Source organism: Rhodovulum sp. MB263 (assembly GCF_002073975.1).
Lineage (GTDB): Bacteria > Pseudomonadota > Alphaproteobacteria > Rhodobacterales > Rhodobacteraceae > Rhodovulum.
On record NZ_CP020384.1, the window covers coordinates 3017600 to 3038293 of the forward strand.

The window sequence follows — 20694 nt, forward strand, 5'->3', positions numbered from 1 at the left end:
GTTCAGCCCATCGCCCCCGGATTGAGAATGTTCTTCGGGTCGAAGGCCGCCTTGAGCCGCGCCGCCATCGCGGCCAGCGGCGCAGGCTCGGCAGTGGTGAGCGGCCCCGCACCCCGGACCCGCGTCGCATGGCCCGCAATCCCGGCCAGATCCGGGCGGATGTCGCGCCCCGCCTCCACCAGAACCCAGACCAGCCCGCCGCCCCAGTCATAGACCGCAGCCCCGGCCCCGGCGGCGCGGGCCGCCCGCGGCCCGTCCGAGGGCCGGACCGAGATCCGCCAGACATCGCCCGGCCGGTCCGCGAAATCCTCGACATCGCGCACCCGGCGCCAGAGCGCCGCCCCGGCCTCCGGATCGCGCTCGATCCGCGCCGCCCCGAACCGGCCCAGCAGTTCCGAAAACCGCCCGGCGCGATACCCGACCGAGGCTGCGAAACCCTCGATGCGGATCAGCGTCTCGCCCGTCTCTGGCAGATGCGCCGCGCCCGACACGTCGAAAGGCGCCCCCAGCGCAGCCGCCATCGCCGCGACAGCCGCCTCCTCGGACAGCCCCTCCAGAACCAGCGTCGCCGCAGCCTCGGGCACCGGCAGAACCTTGAAGGCGATCTCGGTCAGAACCCCCAGCGTGCCCCGGCTGCCCGCCATCAGCCTGACCAGATCATAACCAGTGACGTTCTTCATCACCCGCCCGCCATTCCGGATCACCGCGCCGCGACCGTCGACGAAGCGCACCCCCAGCATGGCATCCCGGCAGGCCCCGGCCTGCACCCGGCGCGGCCCCGAGACATTCGCCGCCGCCACCCCGCCGATGGTCGGCACGCCCGCGCGGCCCAGAAGCCTGCGATGATCCATCGGCTCGAAGGCCAGCCGCTGCCCCTCGGCCGCCAGCACCGCCTCGACATCGGCCAGAGCCGTGCCCGCCTTCACCACCAGGGTCAGCGCGCCCGGCTCGTAGAGCACGACGCCCGACAGCGCCGAAAGGCTCAGCCCCGCCCCCGCGCCACCAGGGCCGCGCGTGCCGCCGCCTTCGATCCGAAACGGCGCCTCTGCCGCCGCTACCATTCCGGCCAGCTCGGCCTCTGTCTCAGGTCTCATCATTCTTCCTGGTCCAAATACCCTCGGGGGGGTGAATTGTCCGTCAGGACAAGAGGGGGGCGGACAGCCCCCTTCACCCCGCGCGCCGCCCGGCACTGGCCTGCAGCGGAAACACCTTGGCCGGGTTCAGAAGCCAGCCCGGATCGAACACGTCCTTCACCCGCATCTGCGCCTCGAGATCCGCGGGCGCATATTGCACCCCCATCAGGTCGCGCTTCTCGACGCCGACGCCATGCTCGCCGGTCAGACAGCCGCCCGCCTCGACGCAAAGCTTCAGGATCTCGGCGCCCAGCGCCTCGCAGCGCTCCAGATCGCCCGGGGCATTGGCATCGAACAGGATCAGCGGATGCATGTTGCCGTCGCCGGCATGAAAGACATTGGCGACGCTCAGCCCGACCTCGGCCGACAGCTCGCCGATCCGGCGCAGCACTTCGGGCAGGGCCGAAACCGGGATGGTGCCGTCGAGACACATGTAATCGCCCAGCTGCCCCATCGCCCCGAAGGCCGACTTGCGCCCCAGCCAGATCCGCGCGCTTTCCTCGGCCGAACCGCTTTCGCGCAGCTCGACCGGGTCATGCGCCCGCGCGATCCGCAGGATCAGCGCCAGCTGCTCGTCGATCTCGGCCGGGCTGCCCTCGACCTCGACGATCAAAAGCGCCTCGCAATCGGGATAGCCCGCCTGCGCGAAGGCCTCGGTCGCCTCGATGCAGGGCCGGTCCATGAACTCGATGGCGACCGGCAGCACGCCCGCCCGGATGATGTCGGCGACGCAGGCCCCCGCCACCTCGGACGAGCCGAAGCCCATCAGCACCGGCCGCGCGCCCTCTGGCCTGGGCAGGATCCTGAGGCTGGCCTCGGTCACGACGCCCAACTGGCCCTCCGAGCCGCAGATCACGCCCAGCCAGTCATAGCCCGCCGCATCGAGATGGGCGCCGCCGATCTCGACCACGGTGCCGTCCATCAGGACCATGGTCACGCCCAGCAGGTTGTTGGTCGTCACCCCGTATTTCAGGCAATGCGCGCCGCCCGAGTTCATCGCGATATTGCCCGCGATGGCACAGGCCAGCTGCGAGGACGGATCGGGCGCATAGAACCAGCCATCGCCCTCGACCGCGGCACTGACCGACAGGTTGGTGCGCCCCGCCTGCACCCGGATCATGCGGTTGGGGTAATCGACCTCGAGCACCTCATTGAGCTTCGCCACGCCCAGGATCACGCAATCTGCGGTGGGCAGTGCGCCCCCCGCAAGCGACGTGCCCGAACCGCGCGGCACCACCGGCACGCCTTCCTCATGGCAGATCCGCAGCACGGCCGAGACCTCGGCGGTCGAGGCCGGCAGCACGGCGGCCAGAGGCGGGCAGCGATAGGCGGTCAGCGCATCGCATTCATAGGCACGGGTCTCGGTCGGATCGTGAATGACCGCCCCCTCGGGCAGCACCGCCATCAGGCGACGCAGCACATGATCCTTCTTCGCCATCACCCGGGCGTCGGGGACGGGCATCTGCATGTCCGGCTCTCCTCCCTCGAATTGGTCAAAAAATATGACCGGAGCGCGCCATTGGCAAGAGGAGACTGCCCGAGGCCTGGATCAGCGCCGTCCCTCGCGGAGCCAGGCAACAAGGCTCAACAGCCCCGCCAGCAACAGGAAGGCCCAGGCAGGGGCCAGCGGCCTGATCGTCACGTCGCTGGTCAGATAGGCCTCGCGCGGGGTGATCCCGAGCCAGCCCCGGCCATGGGCGGTCCGCCCCTCGCGCACCCGGCGCAGATCCGGCATCCCCTCCGACAGCGCCACGATCCCGCCGCGCGTGGCCGAGACCGGCGCCTCAAGCCGGGCGCCATCGGCGATGGTCTGCTCGAATTCGCGCGGGGCCGCGGGGCCCAGCGCGATCACCGTCCCCAGCGTGCCGTCCGTCAGCCGGTAAAGCCCCATCTCGGGCCCTTCATAGGTTGCCGCGAACCGGCCCGGCGCGGTCTCGACCAGATCGAGCCGGTCGGTGCCGCCATCGGGCCGCGCGATCTCGACGCTTCGGGGCTCTTCCGACAGCGAGCGGCGGGTGATCGTCATCACCTGGCCCTCGGCGGTGGCGCTCAGCGCCTCCTCTTCCAGCTCGGGCTCCTTCATCATCCAATGCGCCAGCCGCCGAAGCAGCTCGAGCTGCGGCCCGCCGCCCTCGAAGCCCCGGCTCCAGAGCCAGGCATGGTCGGAGGCCAGAAGCGCGACGCGCCCCTCGCCGACGCGGTCGAGCACCAGCAGCGGGCGCTCGTCAATGCCGCTCATCACGACCTCGCCCCGCTTCGGCAGCAGGTCGATCAGACGGAACCAGCGCCCCCAGGCGCCACCCGCTTCGGCCTTCAGCCCCTCGGTCACCGGGTGGCGCCGGCCAAGCCCGGTGATCTCGGGGCGGTAGCCCTGCTCGATCACCCGCGCGCTCGGCTCGGCGGGCAGGATATCGGCCAGCGGCGAGCGGTAGATCGACTCGGCCCCGGCGAAATCGGGCCCGGCCGCGATCAGCAGCGCCCCGCCCTTCTCGACGTAATCGCGCACATTGTCGAAATAGATCGAGGGCAGGATGCCGCGCCGCTTGTAGCGATCGAAGATGATCAGGTCGAACTCGTCGATCTTGTCGAGAAACAGCTCGCGGGTCGGAAAGGCGATCAGCGACAGTTCCGAGACCGGCACCCCGTCATGCTTGTCCGGCGGACGCAGGATGGTGAAATGCACCAGATCGACGGAACTGTCCGATTTCAGCAGGTTGCGCCAGGTGCGCTCGCCCGGATGCGGCTCGCCCGAGACCAGCAGCACCCGCAGCCGGTCGCGCACGCCGTTGATCTGGACGATGGCGGCATTGTTGCGGTCGGTCAGCTCGCCCTCCTCGGCCGCGACCGAGAACTGGATGACATTCTGCCCGGCATGATCGAGCACCACCGGCACGTCGAGTACCTGCCCGACTGGCACCTGGTAGCTTTGCGGTGTGCCGCCATCGACCGAGACCGTGACAGAGGTCGTGTCGCCCATCGGCTTGGGCACCGCGCCCTGATCCTCGATCTTCAGGGTCAGGGTGACCTCTTCGCCGAGGATCGCGAAGGCGGGCGCGTTCTCGACCAGAAGCCGCCGGTCCCAGTCCTCTTCCCGCCCGGTCAGCAGCGCATGGAGCGGCGCGGGCAGCGCAGGCGCGCGGTCGAGATCGTGGAGCTGGCCGTCGGTCAGCAGGATCGCGCCCGCCAGCCGCGCCCGCGGCACCTCTGCCAGCGCCTCGGACAGCGCCGTCATCAGCAGCGTGCCCTCGTCGCCCGCGCCATCGCCAAGCCGGACGATGCGCAGCTCGGTGTCGCCGAGCGCCGCGACCTCGGCCCGGACCCGCTCGACCGCGCGGGCGGTCTGCTCGGGCCGGTCCGACAACCGCTGCGAGGCGCTTTCATCGACCACCAGCACCACGATATCGGACAGGGGCGTGCGCAGCTCGGTCTGCAGCGAGGGATTGGCCAGCGCCGCCAGGATCGCCAGCGCGGCAAGCCCCCTCAGCCACCAGCCTGCCAGACCGCGCCAGAGCGCGAAGGCCACGATCCCCGCGGCCAGAACCGCCAGCGCCCAGATCAGCGGCAGCGGCAGGAGCGGGTCGAAGATCACCTCGCCCGTCACTGGCCGAGCCTGTCGAGCAGCGCGGGCACATGGACCTGGTCGGATTTGTAGTTGCCGGTCAGCACATGCATGATGAGGTTGATCCCGAAGCGGAAGGCGATCTCGCGCTGACGGTCTCCGGCATAGCCGCGCCCGACCGGGAACATCGCCACGCCCTGCGCGTCGACGGCCCAGGCCGAGGCCCAGTCATTGCCGCCGATCACCACCGGCGTCACCCCGTCATTGAGATCTCGGAACGGCATGCCCTCGACCCGCTCGGCATCGGCGGGGGCGGCCTCGACCCAGACCTCACGGCCGGCATTGCGTCCGGGAAAGTCCTGCAACAGGTAGAAGGTGCGGGTCAGCACATGGTCCGGGGGTATCGGTTCCAGCGGCGGAATGTCGAGCGGGCGCGCCAGTTGCTGCAGCCGCCGCCCCTCGGACGAGCCGCCGCCATAGGCCGCCACATCGGCATCGCGGGTGTCGAACAGGATCATGCCGCCGGTCCTCAGATAGCGGTTGAGCCGGGCATAGGCATCGGGCGAAGGCATCGGCTGATTTACCGTCACCGGCCAGTAGAGGAAGGGAAAGAAAGACAGCTCATCGGTTTCCAGATCGACGGCAATGGGCGCGGCAGGCTCGATCGAGGTCCGCTCTTCAAGCTTTCTCGAAAGCCCCCTGAGCCCGGCATCGGCGATCCGGTCGACCTGTGCGTCGCCGGTCCGGACATGGGCCAGAACCACCTCCGTCGTGGCCTTCAGCGCCAGCGCGTCATCCGGCACCGCCTCCTCGGCGCGCAGCCCGCCCGGCAGCATCAGCGCCAGCGCCAGCACCATCGCCCCGCCCGCCCGGGATGCCACCCGTGCACCGCGCAGCCGCCCCGACAGCCAGAGCGAGGCCAGGATATCGACGGCCAGCAGCGCCAGGGCCAGCGCCAGAACCCAGCCCTTCAGAACCGTCTCGCGCGCCACGGCAAAGCCCTCGACCGCAATCCGGGCGGGCCAGGCAGCGGGGCTCAGGACGGTCCCGGCGCCGATCACGTTCACCGCAAGCCGCCGGTCCTCGCCGGCGTAAAGCCCGGGCGGCAGACCGGGTCCGGGCCGGGCCTCGGCCAGCGCCTCGCCCGCCACGCCGGGCAGGGCTCCGGCCTCGCCCAGCGCACCGAAGGCGTCGAGAACGGTTTCCGGGACCCAGGTCGTGCCCGCCAGTTCGAGCGCATCGGGACGGGCTGGTCGGGTCGAGACGGCAAGCCGCTCGAGCATCTGCACGAACAGCCCCGACAGCGGCAGGGTCGACCATTCGGCATTGGCGGTGACATGGAACAGCACCACCTCGCCCTGCCCCAGCTTCTTGCGCGTCACAAGCGGCGTGCCATCGCTCAGCGCCGCGATGGAACGCCCGGCCAGCGAAGGGTCGGGTTGCGCCATCACCTGCGCATTGACCCGCACATCGTCCGGCACAGGCAGCCCGAAGAAGGGCGAGGCCTCGCCGAAGGGGCGCAGCGTCTTCGGCTCGCCCCAGCTCATCGCCCCGCCGACGGTGCGCCCGCCGGCCCGCAGCCGGACCGGCATCAAGGGGTCTTCCTCGGCGCGGCTGACATCCGAGGCCGCAAGCCGCGGCCCGGCAAAGCGCAGCAGCATGCCACCCGCCTCGACCCATCCCTGCAGGGCCTCGGATTCGGCCGGCGACAGCGTCGCGACATCCGCCAGCACGATCACATCGGGATGCGCCAGCACTACATCGCCCAGCGTGCCCTCGATCAGATCGGCGGTTGGGGCAAGCGCCTGTTGCAGGTAATGGAGCGGCGACAGGAGTTGCAGCCCCTCGCGGTTCTCGTGCCCCGCGATCAGCGCCACCTCGCGGCGCCTCAGGCTGTCATCGCTCAGGCTGACCGCCCCGGCCGAGCGCACCCCCTCGATGGCAAAGCGCGAGATCCGGTTGCGCAATTCGGGCGGCAGCACAAGCTCGGCCCTGACCTCGGTCTCGCCCGGGACGAAACCGACCGGCAGGCGCGCCAGCACCCGCTCGACCCCGGCCGGATCGCGCCCGGTCGCGGTCAGCACCGCCTCGGTGCCGGGGCCGGGCCGGGACCGCAGCGCGGTCAGCGCGATGGCCCCGTCGCTGAAAACGGCCGGGCGCAGCGCCATCAGCGCGCGCGGGCTTTCCAGCACCGAGACCCGGCCGTGGTCTTCGAGCGCCGAGAGCAGCGCCGTGCGCCCCGGCCAGTCGAGCCCGCCCGACAGCCAGACAGTGTCGAACCGCCCCTCGAGCCCTTCGGCCCAGGCCGCAACCGCCTCAGGATCGGGCAGCCAGGCGGCCGGTTGCACCCCGGCCAGCCGCGCGGACCAGAGCTCGGCGACCTGGAACGGCAGCCCCCCGCCCCCCTCGCCCGGCAGATCGGTCGCCAGCACCACCGCCACCGGACGCCCGTCGCGCCCGGCCTCGTCCAGAACCGCCTCCAGCCGGTCGATCCGGCGTGGCCAGTCGCGGGCATCGGCCCAGCTTCCATCCAGCAGGACCAGCAGCGGGCCCTGCCCGGGCGTGCGCTCCTGCGGGTTCAGGACCGGCCCGGCGAAGCCGAGGATCAGCGCCGCCGCCGCCAGCATGCGCAGGAGCAGAAGCCACCAGGGCGTGCGGTCGGTCTGGGCCTCGTCATCGGCAAGCCCCAGCAGCAGGGCGACGCCCGGAAAGCGCCGCCGGATCGGCGCGGGCGGCACCGCGCGCAGCAGAAACCACAGTGCCGGCAGCAGGACCAGTCCCCAGAGCAGGAGCGGCGCGGTGAAGCCGAAGGCACTGAGACCCGCCATCAGCGCCTGCGCTCCAGCGCGCGGTAGATCCACAGCAGCGCGCCCTGCGCACCCTCGCCGGTGTGATGCGCCGAATAATGCCAGCCCGTCACCCGCGCCAGATCGGCCAGCCGCGCCTTGCGCTCGGCCAGCCGCGCCAGATAGCGGTCGCGCAGATCGCCCGCCTTCAGCGTCTCATGGCGCAGGCCGCCGCCCATGCTCTCGAAGATGGTGCGCCCGTCGAAGGGGAAGGCCTCCTCGGCCGGGTCGAGTACCTGCAACAGCGCGCCCTTGACACCCCGGTCGGCGGCCTCGGTCAGCGCGGTCTCGATCGGGGCGAGATCGCCGAGGAAATCCGACAGAAAAACCGCGCGCGAATGGGGCGGCATGCCCCCGGTCGCGGGCAACCCGTAATCGCTTGTCGACAGCGCCCGCCCCAGCGCCTCGGTCAGCCGGAGGATCTGGTGCGGACCGCGCCGGGGCGGCAGGTCGGAGCCAAGAAGCCCCACCCGCTCGCCGCCGCGGGTCAGAAGCACCGCAAGCGCCAGCGCCAGCACCCGGGCGCGCTCGACCTTGGGCGGATGGTCATTCGCGCCGGAAAACCCCATCGAGGCCGCGTCATCGACCCAGAGCAGCACGCTTTGCGCCGCCTGCCATTCCTTCTCGCGCACGAAATGCGCATCCGAGCGGGCCGAGCGGCGCCAGTCGATCATCCGCGCCTCGTCGCCGGAATGGGTCGGGCGGTATTGCCAGAATTCATCGCCGAACCCCGCCCGCCGCCGTCCATGCTCGCCGAGCAGCACGGCCTGGGCCAGATGCTCGGCCTCGGCCAGAAGTGGCGGCAATGCCCCGGCCAGCCCCTCGGCGCGGGCGCGGAGGGCGGCGGCGGCAATCACGCCGCGGCCTCGACCTGCACGGTCTCTCGCGCCACGGCCTCGATGATCCGGGGCAGATCCTCGCCCCGGGCACGAGCGGCAAAGCTCAGCGCCATGCGGTGGATCAGCACCGGCCCGGCCATCTTCAGCACATCCTCGGCCGAGGGCGCGAGCCGGCCTTCCAGCAGGGCCTGCGCCCGGACCGTCAGCATCAGCGCCTGCGCGGCACGCGGCCCCGGCCCCCAGGCCACGGCCTCGCGCACGATCTTCGGCGCCTCGGGCTCGGCCGGGCGGCAGGCGCGCACCAGATCGAGGATCAGCTCGACCACGCCCTCGCCGACCGGCATCCGCCGCACGATCTTCTGCGCGGCGATCAGTTCGTCGGCGGTGAAGACGGCATGGGCCTCGTCCTCGGCGACCCCGGTGGTGGCCAGAAGGATGTCATGCTCGGTCTTGCGGTCGGGATAGGGCACGTCGATGCGCACCAGAAAGCGGTCGAGCTGGGCCTCGGGCAGCGGATAGGTGCCCTCCTGCTCGATGGGGTTCTGGGTCGCGAGCACATGGAAGGGCGGCGACAGCGGATGCGCCTCGCCCGCGATGGTCACAGATTTCTCCTGCATCGCCTGCAACAGCGCCGACTGGGTCCGCGGGCTGGCGCGGTTGATCTCGTCGGCCATCAGCAGCTGGCAGAAGATCGGCCCCTCGATGAAGCGGAAGGCGCGCGAGCCGTCAGGCGCGGTCTCCAGCACCTCCGAGCCCAGAATGTCGGCGGGCATCAGGTCAGGCGTGAACTGGATCCGCGCGCCGTTCAGCCCCATCACCGTCGAGAGCGTGCCGACCAGCCGGGTCTTTCCAAGCCCCGGCAGCCCGATCAGCAGGGCATGCCCGCCGCAGAGCAGTGCCGAAAGCGTCAGATCGACGACCCGCTCCTGACCGATGAAGCGCCGGGTGATCGAGGCCTTGGCCTGTGCGAGCTTCTCGCCCAGCGTCTCGATCGCGGCCACCAGTTCGGTCTCGTCGGACATGACTTTTCTCCTGTTCGCCTATATGGAGTATTATCGGCAGATATCCCCCCTACCACAAATGGCAAAAAACCGGTCCGGACAAATGATCGTGAAACCCGTTACCGAAAGCCTCGCCGAGGCCGCCCGCGCCGCCTCGGGCAAGGGGCTGCCGCCGGTCCATCTGTGGGACCCGCCCTTCTGCGGCGATATCGACATGCGGATCGCCCGCGACGGCACCTGGTTCTATCTCGGCACGCCGATCGGCCGTGCCCCGCTGGTGCGGCTGTTCTCGACCATCCTCAAGCGCGAGGGCGGGAAGTTCTATCTGGTGACCCCTGTCGAGAAGGTCGGCATCACAGTCGATGACGCGCCCTTCGTCGCCGTCGATTTCGAGCGTGGCGAAGACGCGGACGAGCCCGTCCTGACCTTCACCACCAATGTCGGCGACCGCGTCGCAGCCGGACCGGACCACGAGATCCGCGTCAGCCGCGACCCCGAGACCGGCGAGCCCACGCCATATCTCCATGTCCGTGCCGGTCTCGAGGCGCTGATCGACCGGAAAAGCTTCTACCGTCTGGCCGAGATCGGCGAGACCCGGCGCCATGAGGGGCAGGACTGGTTCGGCTTCCGCTCGCAGGGCGCATTCTTTCCCGCGATCCCTGCCGCCGAGCTGAGCTGACCCGGCCGCGGCCCCCCGGCCGGCGTCGCGCCATGGGTATTTAGGCCAAGAAGAAGAGCAGACCGCGTCTTCCCGGTTCATATCGCCCAGCGCGGTGCCCTGCTCGCGCTCCGGTCCGGCCGGGCTCCAATTCTTCGCAGAAGAATTGCGTTCAATGCGCCGCGGCCCAGTTCGGCCCCTGCCCGGCATCGACGACCAGCGGCACGTCGAGCGCGACCACGGGAAGCGCTGCCCCCTCCATCACCTCGCGCACGCGCGCGATCACCTCGTCCGCCGCGCCCGCCTCGACCTCGAAGATCAGTTCGTCATGGACCTGCAGCAGCATCTTCGCCGGCATCCTTGAAATCGCCTCGGGCATCCGGATCATCGCGCGGCGGATGATGTCGGCCGCGGTGCCCTGGATCGGCGCGTTGATCGCGGCCCGCTTGGCAAAGCCCGCCTGCGGGCCCTTGGCACCGATCTCAGGCGTATGGATGCGCCGCCCGAACAGGGTCTGCACGTAGCCGTGATCCTTCGCGAAAGCCACGGTCGCATCCATGTAGTCGCGGATGCCCGGGAAGCGCTCGAAATAGCGGTCGATGAAGCCCTGCGCCTCGCTGCGCGGAATGCGCAGGTTTCGCGCGAGGCCAAAGCCCGAAATCCCGTAGATCACCCCGAAATTGATTGCCTTGGCGCGGCGGCGGATCTCGGGCGTCATCTCGGCCATCGGCACATCGAACATCTCGGAGGCGGTCATGGCATGGATGTCCTGACCGTCGCGGAAGGCCTGTTTCAGGGCCTCGATCCCGGCCACATGGGCCAGGATGCGAAGCTCGATCTGCGAATAGTCGAGGCTCAGCAGAACCTTGCCCTCCTCGGCCACGAAAGCCTCGCGGATGCGGCGCCCCTCTTCGGAGCGCACGGGAATGTTCTGCAGGTTCGGATCGGTCGAGGCAAGGCGCCCCGTCACCGCCCCGGTGATCACGTAAGAGGTATGCACGCGCCCCGTCTCGGGGTTGATATGGTCCTGCAGCGCGTCGGTATAGGTCGATTTCAGCTTCGAGAGCTGGCGCCAGTCCAGTACCCGTGCGGGCAGGTCGTGCCCCTCGGCCGCGAGATCCTCCAGCACGTCGGCGCCGGTGCCATAGGCGCCGGTCTTGCCCTTCTTGCCGCCCGAGAGGCTCATCTTGTCGAACAGGATCTCGCCCAGCTGCTTGGGGCTGCCCACATTGAAGCTCTCGCCCGCCAGCTCGTGGATCTCGGCCTCGAGCGCGGCCATCTTCTGGGCGAAGGCATTCGACATCCTCGACAGCGTGTCGCGGTCGACCTTGATGCCATGCATCTCCATCTGGGCCAGCACCGGCACCAGCGGACGTTCGAGCGTCTCGTAGACCGTCGCGACCCTGGCCCGGTGCAGCTGCGGCTTGAAGAGCCGGGCGAGCCTCAGCGTGACATCGGCATCCTCGGCCGCGTATTTCACCGCCTCGGCGACCGGCACCTTGTCGAAGGTGATCTGCGACTTGCCCGAGCCCAGCAGCGACTTGATCGGGATCGGCTCGTGCCCGAGATAGCGTTCCGACAGCGCATCCATCGAATGGCCATGCAGCCCGGCATGCATCGCGTATGACATCAGCATGGTGTCGTCGATGGGCGCGACCGCGATGCCATGGCGGGCAAGGATCTTGGCATCGTATTTCATGTTCTGCCCGATCTTCATCACCGCCGGGTCTTCCAGCAGCGGCTTGAGCAGGGCCAGCGCCTCGTCCATCGGCATCTGCCCCCCGGCCAGCGCCGCCGAGCCGAAGAGATCGCCCTCCCCCTCGCGATGGCCCAGCGGGATGTAGCAGGCCTGCCCCGGCTCGACCGCCAGCGAGATGCCCACGAGATCCACCCGCATCTCATCAAGCCCGGTGGTCTCGGTATCGACCGCGACCCAGCCCCGGGCATGGGCGCGCGCGATCCAGACCTCAAGCGCGGCGGCGTCGCGCACGCAGTCATAAGCCCCGGGCTCGAAAGGCAACGCGGCCGGCGCCTCGGGCGCGGCGGGATCGGCGGCGGTGGGGCTTGTCTCGGGTAGCGCGGGCGGCTCGGCGCCCAGCGCATCCGCGACCCGCTTCAGCAGGGTGCGGAACTCCATCTGCGACAGGAACCCGAGCAGGGCCCCGGCATCGGGCGCCTTCACCTCGAGATCATCCAGGGTCTCGTCGAGCGGCGTCGCGGCATCGAGCGTCACCAGCTTCTTCGACAGCTCGATCTGGGCGCGGTTCTCGATCAGGGTCTGGCGGCGCTTGGGCTGCTTGATCTCCTCGGCCCGGTCCAGCAGCGTTTCCAGATCGCCATAGTCCTGGATCAGCTGGGCGGCGGTCTTGATCCCGATCCCCGGCGCGCCGGGAATGTTGTCGACGGAATCGCCCGCCAGCGCCTGCACGTCGACGACACGGTCGGGCCCGACGCCGAACTTGGCCTCGACCTCCTCGACGCCGATCCGCCTGTTCTTCATCGCATCGAGCATCTCGACCCCGTTGCCGACCAGCTGCATCAGGTCCTTGTCGGAACTGACGATGGTCACCCGCCCGCCCTTTTCGACCGCCTGCCGCGCAAAGGTCGCGATGATATCGTCGGCCTCGTAATTCTCCTTCTCGATGCAGGCGATGTTGAAGGCGCGCGTGGCCTCGCGGGTCAGCGGGATCTGCGGGCGCAGATCGGCCGGCATCTCGTCCCGGTTGGCCTTGTAGAGATCGTAGAGATCGTTGCGGAAGGTGTGGCTGCCCTTGTCGAAGATCACCGCGACATGGGTCGGCGCATCGGGGCCGCGATTGTCCTGCACATATTTGTGGATCATGTTGCAGAAGCCCGCGACAGCCCCGATCGGCAGCCCGTCGGATTTCCGCGTCAGGGGCGGCAGCGCGTGAAAGGCGCGGAAGATGAAGGCCGAGCCGTCGATCAGATGCAGATGGCAGCCCTTGCCGAAACCTTCAGTCATGTCGTTCTCCCCGTCGCTGGCCCGCCTGCCGGACCTGTCTGCGGTCTTGCCATGAAGCGCAGGGCTTCGCCAGTGCCGGACGCCCCGCCCTCAGCCGCAGGCGGGGCCGGATGAGGGGCCAGACGCGGGGGCCGGCGCGGTTTGGGCCTCGGCGATCAGCCGGTCCAGCATCGGCCCGTCGACCCCTCCAAGGATCGCCACGCGACCGACGACAAGACCCGGCGTGCCGACAAAGCCGAAAGCCGCGGCCAACGCCCGTGCCGCAGCCAGCCGTGCCTCGGTGCGCGGATGGTCCATGTCCCGCTCGAAGGCAGCCATGTCGAGCCCCATCCCGGCCGCGATCTCGCGCATCCCGCGCAGGGTCGGCACCAGCGCACCGCGCATCATCCGCGCCTGCCAGTCGAGCGCGGCGCCCTGCGCCTCGGCTGCCAGTGCCGCCCGCGCGGCCAGCACCGCCTCCTCGCCCAACAAAGGCAGCGGCTGCCAGGCGATGCGGATCGCGGCCGGTCTGCGTACCGCGCGCGCGATCAGCAGGGGCGTCAGCTGGCGGCACCAGGGACAGCGGATATCGGTGAAACAGGCGACCGGAACTGTTCCTGGAAAGTCGGACCCAGAAAAGTCGGGATCCGGCCCCTCGGAGGCGGGGCCGAAAAGCGCGGCGCAGAGGTCATCGGGCAGCGGCGCCGGGGCCCCGGTGGCCAGCCCGACCAGCGGCGACAGTGCGGGGCCAGGCCTTGGCACGCGACGAAAGCCGGGCAGGCCCGGTACCGGTTCAGTCCGGATCTCGGGCGGGAAGGCCCGGCGCCAGAGCCCGGGCCCGGCCGAAACCGCCGCTGTCACGCCCGCTGCGCCGATCAGCCAGCCCAGCCCGCGGCGGGTGACGGTCATCTGCGCCGCGACCGGCCGGTCAGGTCTTCAGCTTGTCGGCAAAGCTTTCATGCACGAACTTGCGGTCGCAATAGCCGCATTCGACGAAGCCCCGATCACGCGGGATCGAGAGCCAGACCCGCGGATGGCCGAGCCCCGGTCCGCTGCCATCGCAGCAGACCCGCCACTCGGCAGTGATCGTGGTTTCGGGAGGGGTGGTGTCTTTTTCCTGTCCGGGGGCGTCAGGGGCCATGCGTTTGCGCTCCGCTCGTTGCCGGGGCGACCGGGTCGCCTTATGTCGGACGGCATGATAGCGATTGAACCGGCACGGGCAAGCGGCAGAGGCAAGGAAATGACAGGGAATGCGATCGAGATCGAGGGTCTGACCAAGACCTATGCTGCCAGCGGCAGCCAGCCGCCCAAGGAAGCGCTGAAGGGCATCGACCTCGATATCCCCGCGGGCTCGATCTTCGGGCTGCTGGGGCCGAACGGCGCGGGCAAGTCGACGCTGATCAACATCCTCGCGGGGCTGGTGTTGAAGACCGGCGGCAGGGTCAGCATCTGGGGCTTCGATCAGGACGTGAACCCGCGCCAGTCGCGCGCCTCGATCGGGGTGATGCCGCAGGAGCTGAACATCGACCCGTTCTTCACGCCGCGCGCGGCACTCGAGGTGCAGGCGGGGCTTTACGGCGTGCCGAAATCGCAGCGCATCACCGACCGGGTGCTGAAGGCCATCGGGCTCGAGGACAAGGCCGATGCCTATGCCCGGAACCTCTCGGGCGGCATGCGGCGGCGGCTTCTGCTGGGCAAGGCGCTGGTCCACCGGCCGCAGGTGCTGGTTCTGGACGAACCCACCGCGGGCGTCGATATCGAGCTGCGCCAGATGCTCTGGGCCAATATCCGGCGGCTGAACGAGGAAATGGGCACCACCATCATCCTGACCACGCATTATCTGGAAGAGGCGCAGGAGATGTGCGGCGAGATCGCCATCATCAACCATGGCGAACTGATCGCGCGCGATTCGACCTCGGCCCTGATCGGGCGGATGGATGCCAAGACGCTGGTGATCCAGCCCGAGGGCGAGGTCGCGACCCTGCCCGAGATGCCCGGCCCGGTCGAAAGCTGCCGCCGTCCCGACGGCGCGCTCTGCTTCACCTATCGCCGCAGCGAGATCGGCACCGGCGCGGTGATCGAGGCGGTCCGGAGCGCGGGCATCTCGATCCGCGACATCGCGACCGAGGAACCCAATCTCGAGGACGTCTTCGTCGCGCTCACCTCCAGCAAGACCGCCGCGTGAGCCGGGTCATCCTGTTCAACAAGCCCTGGGGGGTGCTGTCGCAATTCACCGACGAGGGCGCACCGCGTCCCGACCGCCGGACGCTGGCCGAATTCATCGACCTGCCCGGGGTCTATCCGGCCGGGCGGCTCGACCGCGACAGCGAGGGCTTGCTGGTCCTGACCGATGACGGGCGGTTGCAGGCCCGCATCGCGAGCCCGAAGGCAAAGACCGAAAAGACCTACTGGGCGCAGGTCGAGGGCATTCCCCCGGAGACCGCGCTCGAGGCGCTGGCCCGCGGCGTCACCCTCAAGGATGGCCCGACGCGGCCCGCGCGCGTCCGCCGGATCGACGCGCCCCCGGGGCTCTGGCCGCGCGAGCCGCCGGTCAGATACCGCAAATCGGTGCCCGATTGCTGGATCGAGCTGACGATTTCCGAGGGCCGCAACCGCCAGGTCCGCCGCATGACGGCCGCCGTGGGCCACCCCACCCTGCGGCTGATCCGCTGTCGGGTCGGCGACTGGACGCTGTACGGGATCGCGCCCGGGACCTGGCGCGCCGCCTGAGCCGCCGGCGACCGGGGCCAGCCGAGGCCCGGGACCTGCCGCCATGCCACGCCTTTCCCGACTCGCACGGGATCCCTGCCTTTCCCGAAGAGCCCGGGACCGGATCGCCCTCACGTCCGAGACCATGGCCTGCACGGCCCTTCCAGATGTTCCGGCAGCGGCTTACGGCGCAAGAGCGGCGCGCTTTCGCCAGTGCCCCGCCCCCGGCTCCGCGCACGCTCGTCGTGGCGGGCCAAAGCCCCGCGCCTGCATCACATGCTGACGCCCGACACCGCCAGCCATCGAGGTCATCGAGGCCACGGGCTCTGGGCGCCACACGACCGATGCCCCTGCGTTCGGGGACCTGCCGTCCCGCCTGGCCCGCCGAGGCCCACGCCTTCCGGCATGCCGAGACCGGCGCCCCGTCAAAGCTGGCGCCCCGGATCGTCCGAAACGGCCGGGCCTTGCCTCAGGCCTTCTCCAGCATCCGGCCCAACACGCGCCCGCCGAGGATGTGCACATGCAGATGCGGCACTTCCTGCACGCCATGCGCACCCGCATTCGAGATCATCCGGAAGCCATCGGCCGCCAGCTCCTTCATCTCGCAGACCTTCGCGATGGTGCGGGTGAAATCGACGATCTCGGCATCCGGGGCCTCGGCCGCGAAATGGCCGTAGCAGACATAGGGCCCCTTCGGGATCACCAGCACATGGACCGGCGCCTGCGGCGCGATGTCGTTGAAGGCAAGGCTGTGCTCGGTTTCCAGCACCGTGGCATTGGGAATTTCGCCGCGCAGGATCCGGGCAAAGACATTCTGGTCGTCATAGGCGTAGGTCATGTCGGTCCTCACTCACCAGCCGCGCTCCGGCCCCCGGTTCCCGGGACCGTTCCGGCCTCAATCGTCGAAGAAGGTCGCCGTATCGGCGATCCCGCGGGCCGTGTCATAGGGGATCTCGAGGAATTTCGCCAGCACCAGCGCCGCCTCGCTCAGCGCCAGCCCCGGCTCCAGCCTGTAAAGGGCAGGAAAACCCGCAGCCCGCAGCCGCGCGCTATCCCCCTTGATCTGCTGTCCAAGCACCGGCAGCACCAGCGCCGCCAGCCCCGGCGGGCTGCCCTGCGACAAAAGCCCCATCTCGCGGGCATGGCCCAGAAGATCGGCCTGGCTGAAGGGACAGGTGATTTCCAGCATCCGCAGGCGCGCGCCATCGCCCTGCAGATCGATCATGACATCCAGATCGGAGGGGTCGAGGAAAAGCAGCAGCCGGTCGGTGCCGTAACTCTCGAAGACCAGCCGCAGAAAGGCGCCCCGATGACGGCCGCGCTTGGCCAGGCCACGCTCTATTCCCCCCAGATCGGGCAGCTCGGCACCCGCGTCGTCGAAGGGGAATTCAACCGTGGGCATGCCGAGGATCCGGCGCACCCGCCCGGCCAGACGTCGCGCGACGGCCCGCTTCCCGCAGATAACCAGCATCAGATCATGGTCTGGCCCGAGGGACACCCCGCGCTCCCAGGCCCGGCCGCCGAAGCGCTGCCCGATCCGGCCGCGTCCGCTCAGGAAGCGGTATATCCCGGCACCGCCGCCCGAGACCGAGGGCCCCGGCCCCGGCGCCGCATGCAGCGCCAGCAACCGCGCCCGAAGCTGTGCCGCCCCGGCCGAGATCCTGTGGGCAAAGAACCCCTCCTGCACCGTCAACAGCTCGAAGTGATCGTTGTAGAAGCTCACCGGCCGCCCATCCTCGGCAACGATCTGAAAGGTGGGCGCCCGCGACCGGATCTCGTCGCCGGGCACCAGATGGCGGACGAGGGTCTGAAACAAGGTCGCTTCGGGCGATTCGCCGGCCCGGAAAAAGCGCCGCAGATCCGACCGCGCGGCGACGAGGGACAGAACCGCCTCGACGGTGGCCCTGCGCAGACACCACCACCGGCTTCCGGTCATGATCCGCAGATCGCGGGGCGGCGCGCGCCCGGCCTCCGGCCTCCGGACCAGCGCCCGAAGGCCTGCCCTGCGCCGGGGCGCGGCGTCCTCCTGCCGGCGGATCGGCCCCGGCGGCTTCGCCCCCCCGCCCGCATCCGCTTCCTGGACATCGAGGCTTTCGATATGATCGCAATCCTCGGCCTCAAGTGCTGCGCGCAGCCGCGCGGCGGGCTTGATCGGCAGGCAATCCTCCGAGAGCAGGTAAAGATGCGTGGCCTGCGGAAAGGCGGCCAGCGCGGCCCGGGCGGCATTCAGGACGGCCTGCATCGCGGACCAGCCCCCCGGATCGCAGCGGACAGAGCGCGCGAGGACGACCGAGGGATTGCCCGCGAAAGCCTTCCGGATCGCGGCGGTCTCGGCTGACCGCGCGCACCGGTCCACATGCAGGGCCACCAGATCGCCCGCCGCGCTCAGCCGCCCGGCAAGGGCGAGAGCGCTGGCAGAGCGCCCGCGACAGAGCAACAGATAGGCGATCGTCGCCATCCCGGTTCCCCCAACCATGCGGTCCCGCAACCGCAGCTTTCGCCTTCAGCGCGTTTTCCAGACACTACCCTCTCTCGAAAGATAAGTCACCGAACACGGGGCCTCGCCTGACGCCTTGCGGGGCCGAAACGACAGGCCGCTGATAAAGTCATGAGACGAAGACGATGCCAGAACCCCGTTCCCAGCTTCTCTCGTTGCCTTGCAGGAAGTTCATCGCGACAGGGGGGCCGAAGCATCTGGCGGCAACGAGCGCCGCGAGACATCTTTCAGCGGTCTGACAAAGGCGCGCAGGCCCTTCCGGATTGGCGAAGTCTCACACCGGCACGGCCCTGCGCCACTTGGCCGAATCATCCCGCATTCCGGCCGGCCCCAGATCGGCGCTCGTCTCCAGGCCGCTCGACAGGCCAGACGCCTTGGTGGTCCCGGTACCGGCAAAAGGCAGCAGGGAGGTAATGGAGCACAACCCGGCCGACAGGATGGCCTGCTCCGTCGCGCCAGGCACCTCGCCCCAAAGACGATCCGCACTCGTCGCCCGAGGCCACCCCGTCCTCCCGCCCCGGCCGGACCGGCACCGTCGGGCGGCCTCGCTCCGGATCGCCAGGCTCTACGTAGCGCGGGGCACGCGCCCGCATGCACCAGCGCATTTCGGTCCCTCCGCCACCAGACCGAAAGCGCCTGCCCGCCAAGCACGCCCTGTTGCGACGCCCCGGACCGGATTGCCACCGGCATGATCCCCTGCCCGACGCCGCCCACTCCGCGCCCACTCTTCTTGGTCGAAATACCCCCGCCGGAGGCGTCGCCGCGCGCCTGCGCGCGGCCCGGCCCAAGGCCGGACAAGCGGAGCACGCGCAGCGCGCCCCGTGCGGGCCGGGGGCGGGAGAGCCCTGCCCCTCAGATCAACCCGTGGCTGCGGAAAAGCGCGCTCAGATCGGTCTCGGCACGCGCACCGATATGGCTGATGACCTCGCTTGCCGCCACGCAGCCCATCCGGCCGCAGCTTTCCAGATCGTGGCCCTGGGTCAGCCCCCAGAGAAATGCCCCGGCAAAAAGATCGCCCGCCCCGGTCGCATCGACCACCCGGGTGGCCACGGCAGGCACATGCCAGCGCCCCTCGCCCGAGAGGATATGCGCGCCATCGGCGCTGTCGGTGCAGGCCACCATCCCGATCTCGGCCGCGGCCCGGGCCAGCGCCTCGTCAAAGACATCGGTCTGGTACATCGACAGGATCTCGGCCCGGTTCGCGAACAGAAGATCCACATCCTCGCGGATCATCCGGCGGAAGGCATCGCGATGGCGCTCCACGCAGAACGGATCCGACAGGGTCAGCGCCACCCTGCCGCCCGCGGCCTTGGCGACCGAGATGGCCTTGGCGAAGGCAGCATGGCTCTCGGCGCCGTCGAAGCGGTAGCCCTCGAGATAGATCCATTCGGCATCGGCGATCTGCGCCGCGTCGATATCGGCCGCGGACAGCCGCTCGGACAGGCCCAGATAGGTGTTCATCGACCGCTCGCCATCGGGCGTGACCAGAATGATGCACCGCCCGGTCTCGCCCGCCTCCGATCTTGGCGCCATCGGTGTGGCGAAATCGGCGCCCTGGGCACGCAGGTCATGGGCGAAGATCGCGCCCAGCTGGTCGTCCTTGACCTTGCCGACATAGGCGGTGCGCCCGCCCAGATGCGCGATCCCCGCGATCGTGTTCGCGGCAGAGCCGCCCGAGATCTCCTGCGCCGGACCGATCCGGCCGTAAAGCTCGACCGCGCGGTCGGTGTCGATGAGCTGCATGATGCCCTTCTCGACGCCCTGCGCGGCCAGGAAATCGTCTCCGGCATGGGCCAGAACGTCGACCAGCGCATTGCCGATGCCGACGACGTGATAGGTCTTGGTCATAAGGTCTTGTCCTCGTATGGGCAGAGATCCCGGATCGGGCAGGTCCCGCACATCGGCTTGCGTGCCTTGCACAGGTAACGGCCATGCAGGATCAGCCAGTGATGCGCATGGCGCTGGAACTCGGCAGGCACATTGTCCTCGACGGCGCGCTCGACCGCCTCGACGGTCTTGCCGGGCGCGATCAGGGTGCGGTTGCCGACCCGGAAGATATGGGTGTCGACCGCCTGGGCGGGCAGCCCCCACCACATGTTCAGAACCACGTTCGCGGTCTTGCGCCCGACCCCCGGCAGCGCCTGCAGCGCCGCGCGCGAGGACGGCACCTCGCCGCCATACTCCTCGACGAGGATCCGGCTCAGTTTGATGACGTTCTTCGCCTTGTTGCGAAAAAGCCCGATCGTCCGGATATGCCCGATCAGCCCTTCCTCGCCCAAAGCCAGCATCTTCCCGGGCGTGTCGGCTTCGGCGAACAGCGCCCGCGTCGCCCGGTTCACGCCGGCATCGGTCGCCTGCGCCGACAGCGCCACCGCGACCAGCAGGGTATAGGCGTTGACATGTTCGAGCTCGCCCTTCGGCTCGGGTTCGGCCGCCTGGAAGCGCGAAAAGATCTCGTGGATCGTATGATAGGGCAATGCCTGGGCCATC

At 69.6% G+C, this 20694-nt stretch carries 16 protein-coding genes; 3 read left to right on the forward strand and 13 right to left on the reverse strand.

Annotated features, from left to right (window positions below; all coding sequences use genetic code 11):
- Positions 1–2: 2 nt before the first annotated feature.
- From B5V46_RS14010 to B5V46_RS14035, 6 genes are all read right to left on the reverse strand, one after another.
- Positions 3–1094 (reverse strand): FAD-binding protein, encoded by a 1092-nt coding sequence (locus tag B5V46_RS14010; protein ID WP_080617172.1) that lies wholly within the window; start codon positions 1092–1094, stop codon positions 3–5.
- Between the two features lie 73 nt (positions 1095–1167).
- Complete coding sequence (locus B5V46_RS14015) at positions 1168–2601, reverse strand: FAD-linked oxidase C-terminal domain-containing protein (RefSeq protein ID WP_080617173.1); 1434 nt, start codon at positions 2599–2601, stop codon at positions 1168–1170.
- Between the two features lie 81 nt (positions 2602–2682).
- Positions 2683–4734, reverse strand: a complete 2052-nt coding sequence (locus tag B5V46_RS14020; RefSeq protein WP_080617174.1) for a glutamine amidotransferase — start codon at positions 4732–4734, stop codon at positions 2683–2685.
- Positions 4731–7520, reverse strand: a complete 2790-nt coding sequence (locus tag B5V46_RS14025; protein WP_080617175.1) for a DUF4159 domain-containing protein — start codon at positions 7518–7520, stop codon at positions 4731–4733. The genes B5V46_RS14020 and B5V46_RS14025 overlap by 4 nt, the downstream gene beginning before the upstream one ends.
- Positions 7520–8395, reverse strand: a complete 876-nt coding sequence (locus B5V46_RS14030) for a DUF58 domain-containing protein (protein ID WP_080617176.1) — start codon at positions 8393–8395, stop codon at positions 7520–7522. Before B5V46_RS14030 ends, B5V46_RS14025 begins: the two co-directional genes overlap by 1 nt.
- Complete coding sequence (locus tag B5V46_RS14035) at positions 8392–9399, reverse strand: MoxR family ATPase (protein ID WP_080617177.1); 1008 nt, start codon at positions 9397–9399, stop codon at positions 8392–8394. The genes B5V46_RS14030 and B5V46_RS14035 overlap by 4 nt, the downstream gene beginning before the upstream one ends.
- A gap of 82 nt (positions 9400–9481) precedes the next feature.
- Between B5V46_RS14035 and B5V46_RS14040 the strand changes: the two genes are divergently transcribed.
- On the forward strand, positions 9482–10057 hold the full coding sequence (locus B5V46_RS14040) for a DUF1285 domain-containing protein (RefSeq protein WP_231119128.1): 576 nt from the start codon (positions 9482–9484) through the stop codon (positions 10055–10057).
- A 151-nt stretch (positions 10058–10208) separates the two neighbouring features.
- On the opposite strand, the gene polA is transcribed toward B5V46_RS14040, so the two are convergent.
- From polA to B5V46_RS14055, 3 genes are all read right to left on the reverse strand, one after another.
- The gene (gene polA / locus B5V46_RS14045; protein ID WP_080617179.1) at positions 10209–13019 is read right to left on the reverse strand and encodes a DNA polymerase I; all 2811 of its coding nucleotides are present in this window, start codon (positions 13017–13019) and stop codon (positions 10209–10211) included.
- Between the two features lie 90 nt (positions 13020–13109).
- Positions 13110–13907 (reverse strand): DsbA family protein, encoded by a 798-nt coding sequence (locus B5V46_RS14050; RefSeq protein WP_080617180.1) that lies wholly within the window; start codon positions 13905–13907, stop codon positions 13110–13112.
- Positions 13908–13926: 19 nt separating this feature from the next.
- Positions 13927–14139: a zinc-finger domain-containing protein gene (locus tag B5V46_RS14055; RefSeq protein ID WP_080617181.1), complete on the reverse strand. Its 213-nt coding sequence runs from the start codon at positions 14137–14139 to the stop codon at positions 13927–13929.
- 99 nt (positions 14140–14238) lie between these two features.
- On the opposite strand from B5V46_RS14055, the gene B5V46_RS14060 reads away from it, so the two are divergent.
- Positions 14239–15183 carry an ABC transporter ATP-binding protein gene (locus B5V46_RS14060; RefSeq protein WP_080617182.1) on the forward strand — a complete coding sequence of 315 codons (945 nt, stop codon included), beginning with the start codon at positions 14239–14241 and terminating at the stop codon, positions 15181–15183.
- Positions 15180–15728 carry a pseudouridine synthase gene (locus B5V46_RS14065; protein ID WP_080617183.1) on the forward strand — a complete coding sequence of 183 codons (549 nt, stop codon included), beginning with the start codon at positions 15180–15182 and terminating at the stop codon, positions 15726–15728. Before B5V46_RS14060 ends, B5V46_RS14065 begins: the two co-directional genes overlap by 4 nt.
- A 448-nt stretch (positions 15729–16176) precedes the next feature.
- Here B5V46_RS14065 and B5V46_RS14070 read toward each other — a convergent pair whose 3' ends face one another.
- From B5V46_RS14070 to nth, 4 genes are all read right to left on the reverse strand, one after another.
- On the reverse strand, positions 16177–16545 hold the full coding sequence (locus B5V46_RS14070) for an HIT domain-containing protein (RefSeq protein ID WP_080617184.1): 369 nt from the start codon (positions 16543–16545) through the stop codon (positions 16177–16179).
- Positions 16546–16602: 57 nt separating this feature from the next.
- Entirely contained in the window at positions 16603–18183 is a 1581-nt protein-coding gene (locus B5V46_RS14075) for a DUF5928 domain-containing protein (RefSeq protein WP_080617185.1), read from the reverse strand.
- An 873-nt stretch (positions 18184–19056) separates the two neighbouring features.
- On the reverse strand, positions 19057–20052 hold the full coding sequence (locus B5V46_RS14085) for an adenosine kinase (RefSeq protein ID WP_080617187.1): 996 nt from the start codon (positions 20050–20052) through the stop codon (positions 19057–19059).
- Positions 20049–20693: an endonuclease III gene (nth, locus tag B5V46_RS14090; RefSeq protein WP_080617188.1), complete on the reverse strand. Its 645-nt coding sequence runs from the start codon at positions 20691–20693 to the stop codon at positions 20049–20051. Before nth ends, B5V46_RS14085 begins: the two co-directional genes overlap by 4 nt.
- Between the last annotated feature and the right edge of the window lies 1 nt (position 20694).

What these genes read in the sequence shown, in the direction of transcription:
- B5V46_RS14010 (WP_080617172.1), bottom strand. Translation starts at nt 1,094, where the DNA reads ATGAGACCTGAGACAGAGGCCGAGCTGGCCGGAATGGTAGCGGCGGCA.
- B5V46_RS14015 (WP_080617173.1), bottom strand. Translation starts at nt 2,601, where the DNA reads ATGCAGATGCCCGTCCCCGACGCCCGGGTGATGGCGAAGAAGGATCAT.
- B5V46_RS14025 (WP_080617175.1), bottom strand. Translation starts at nt 7,520, where the DNA reads ATGGCGGGTCTCAGTGCCTTCGGCTTCACCGCGCCGCTCCTGCTCTGG.
- B5V46_RS14035 (WP_080617177.1), bottom strand. Translation starts at nt 9,399, where the DNA reads ATGTCCGACGAGACCGAACTGGTGGCCGCGATCGAGACGCTGGGCGAG.
- B5V46_RS14040 (WP_231119128.1), top strand. Translation starts at nt 9,482, where the DNA reads ATGATCGTGAAACCCGTTACCGAAAGCCTCGCCGAGGCCGCCCGCGCC.
- polA (WP_080617179.1), bottom strand. Translation starts at nt 13,019, where the DNA reads ATGACTGAAGGTTTCGGCAAGGGCTGCCATCTGCATCTGATCGACGGC.
- B5V46_RS14050 (WP_080617180.1), bottom strand. Translation starts at nt 13,907, where the DNA reads ATGACCGTCACCCGCCGCGGGCTGGGCTGGCTGATCGGCGCAGCGGGC.
- B5V46_RS14055 (WP_080617181.1), bottom strand. Translation starts at nt 14,139, where the DNA reads ATGGCCCCTGACGCCCCCGGACAGGAAAAAGACACCACCCCTCCCGAA.
- B5V46_RS14060 (WP_080617182.1), top strand. Translation starts at nt 14,239, where the DNA reads ATGACAGGGAATGCGATCGAGATCGAGGGTCTGACCAAGACCTATGCT.
- B5V46_RS14070 (WP_080617184.1), bottom strand. Translation starts at nt 16,545, where the DNA reads ATGACCTACGCCTATGACGACCAGAATGTCTTTGCCCGGATCCTGCGC.
- B5V46_RS14075 (WP_080617185.1), bottom strand. Translation starts at nt 18,183, where the DNA reads ATGGTTGGGGGAACCGGGATGGCGACGATCGCCTATCTGTTGCTCTGT.
- B5V46_RS14085 (WP_080617187.1), bottom strand. Translation starts at nt 20,052, where the DNA reads ATGACCAAGACCTATCACGTCGTCGGCATCGGCAATGCGCTGGTCGAC.
- nth (WP_080617188.1), bottom strand. Translation starts at nt 20,693, where the DNA reads ATGGCCCAGGCATTGCCCTATCATACGATCCACGAGATCTTTTCGCGC.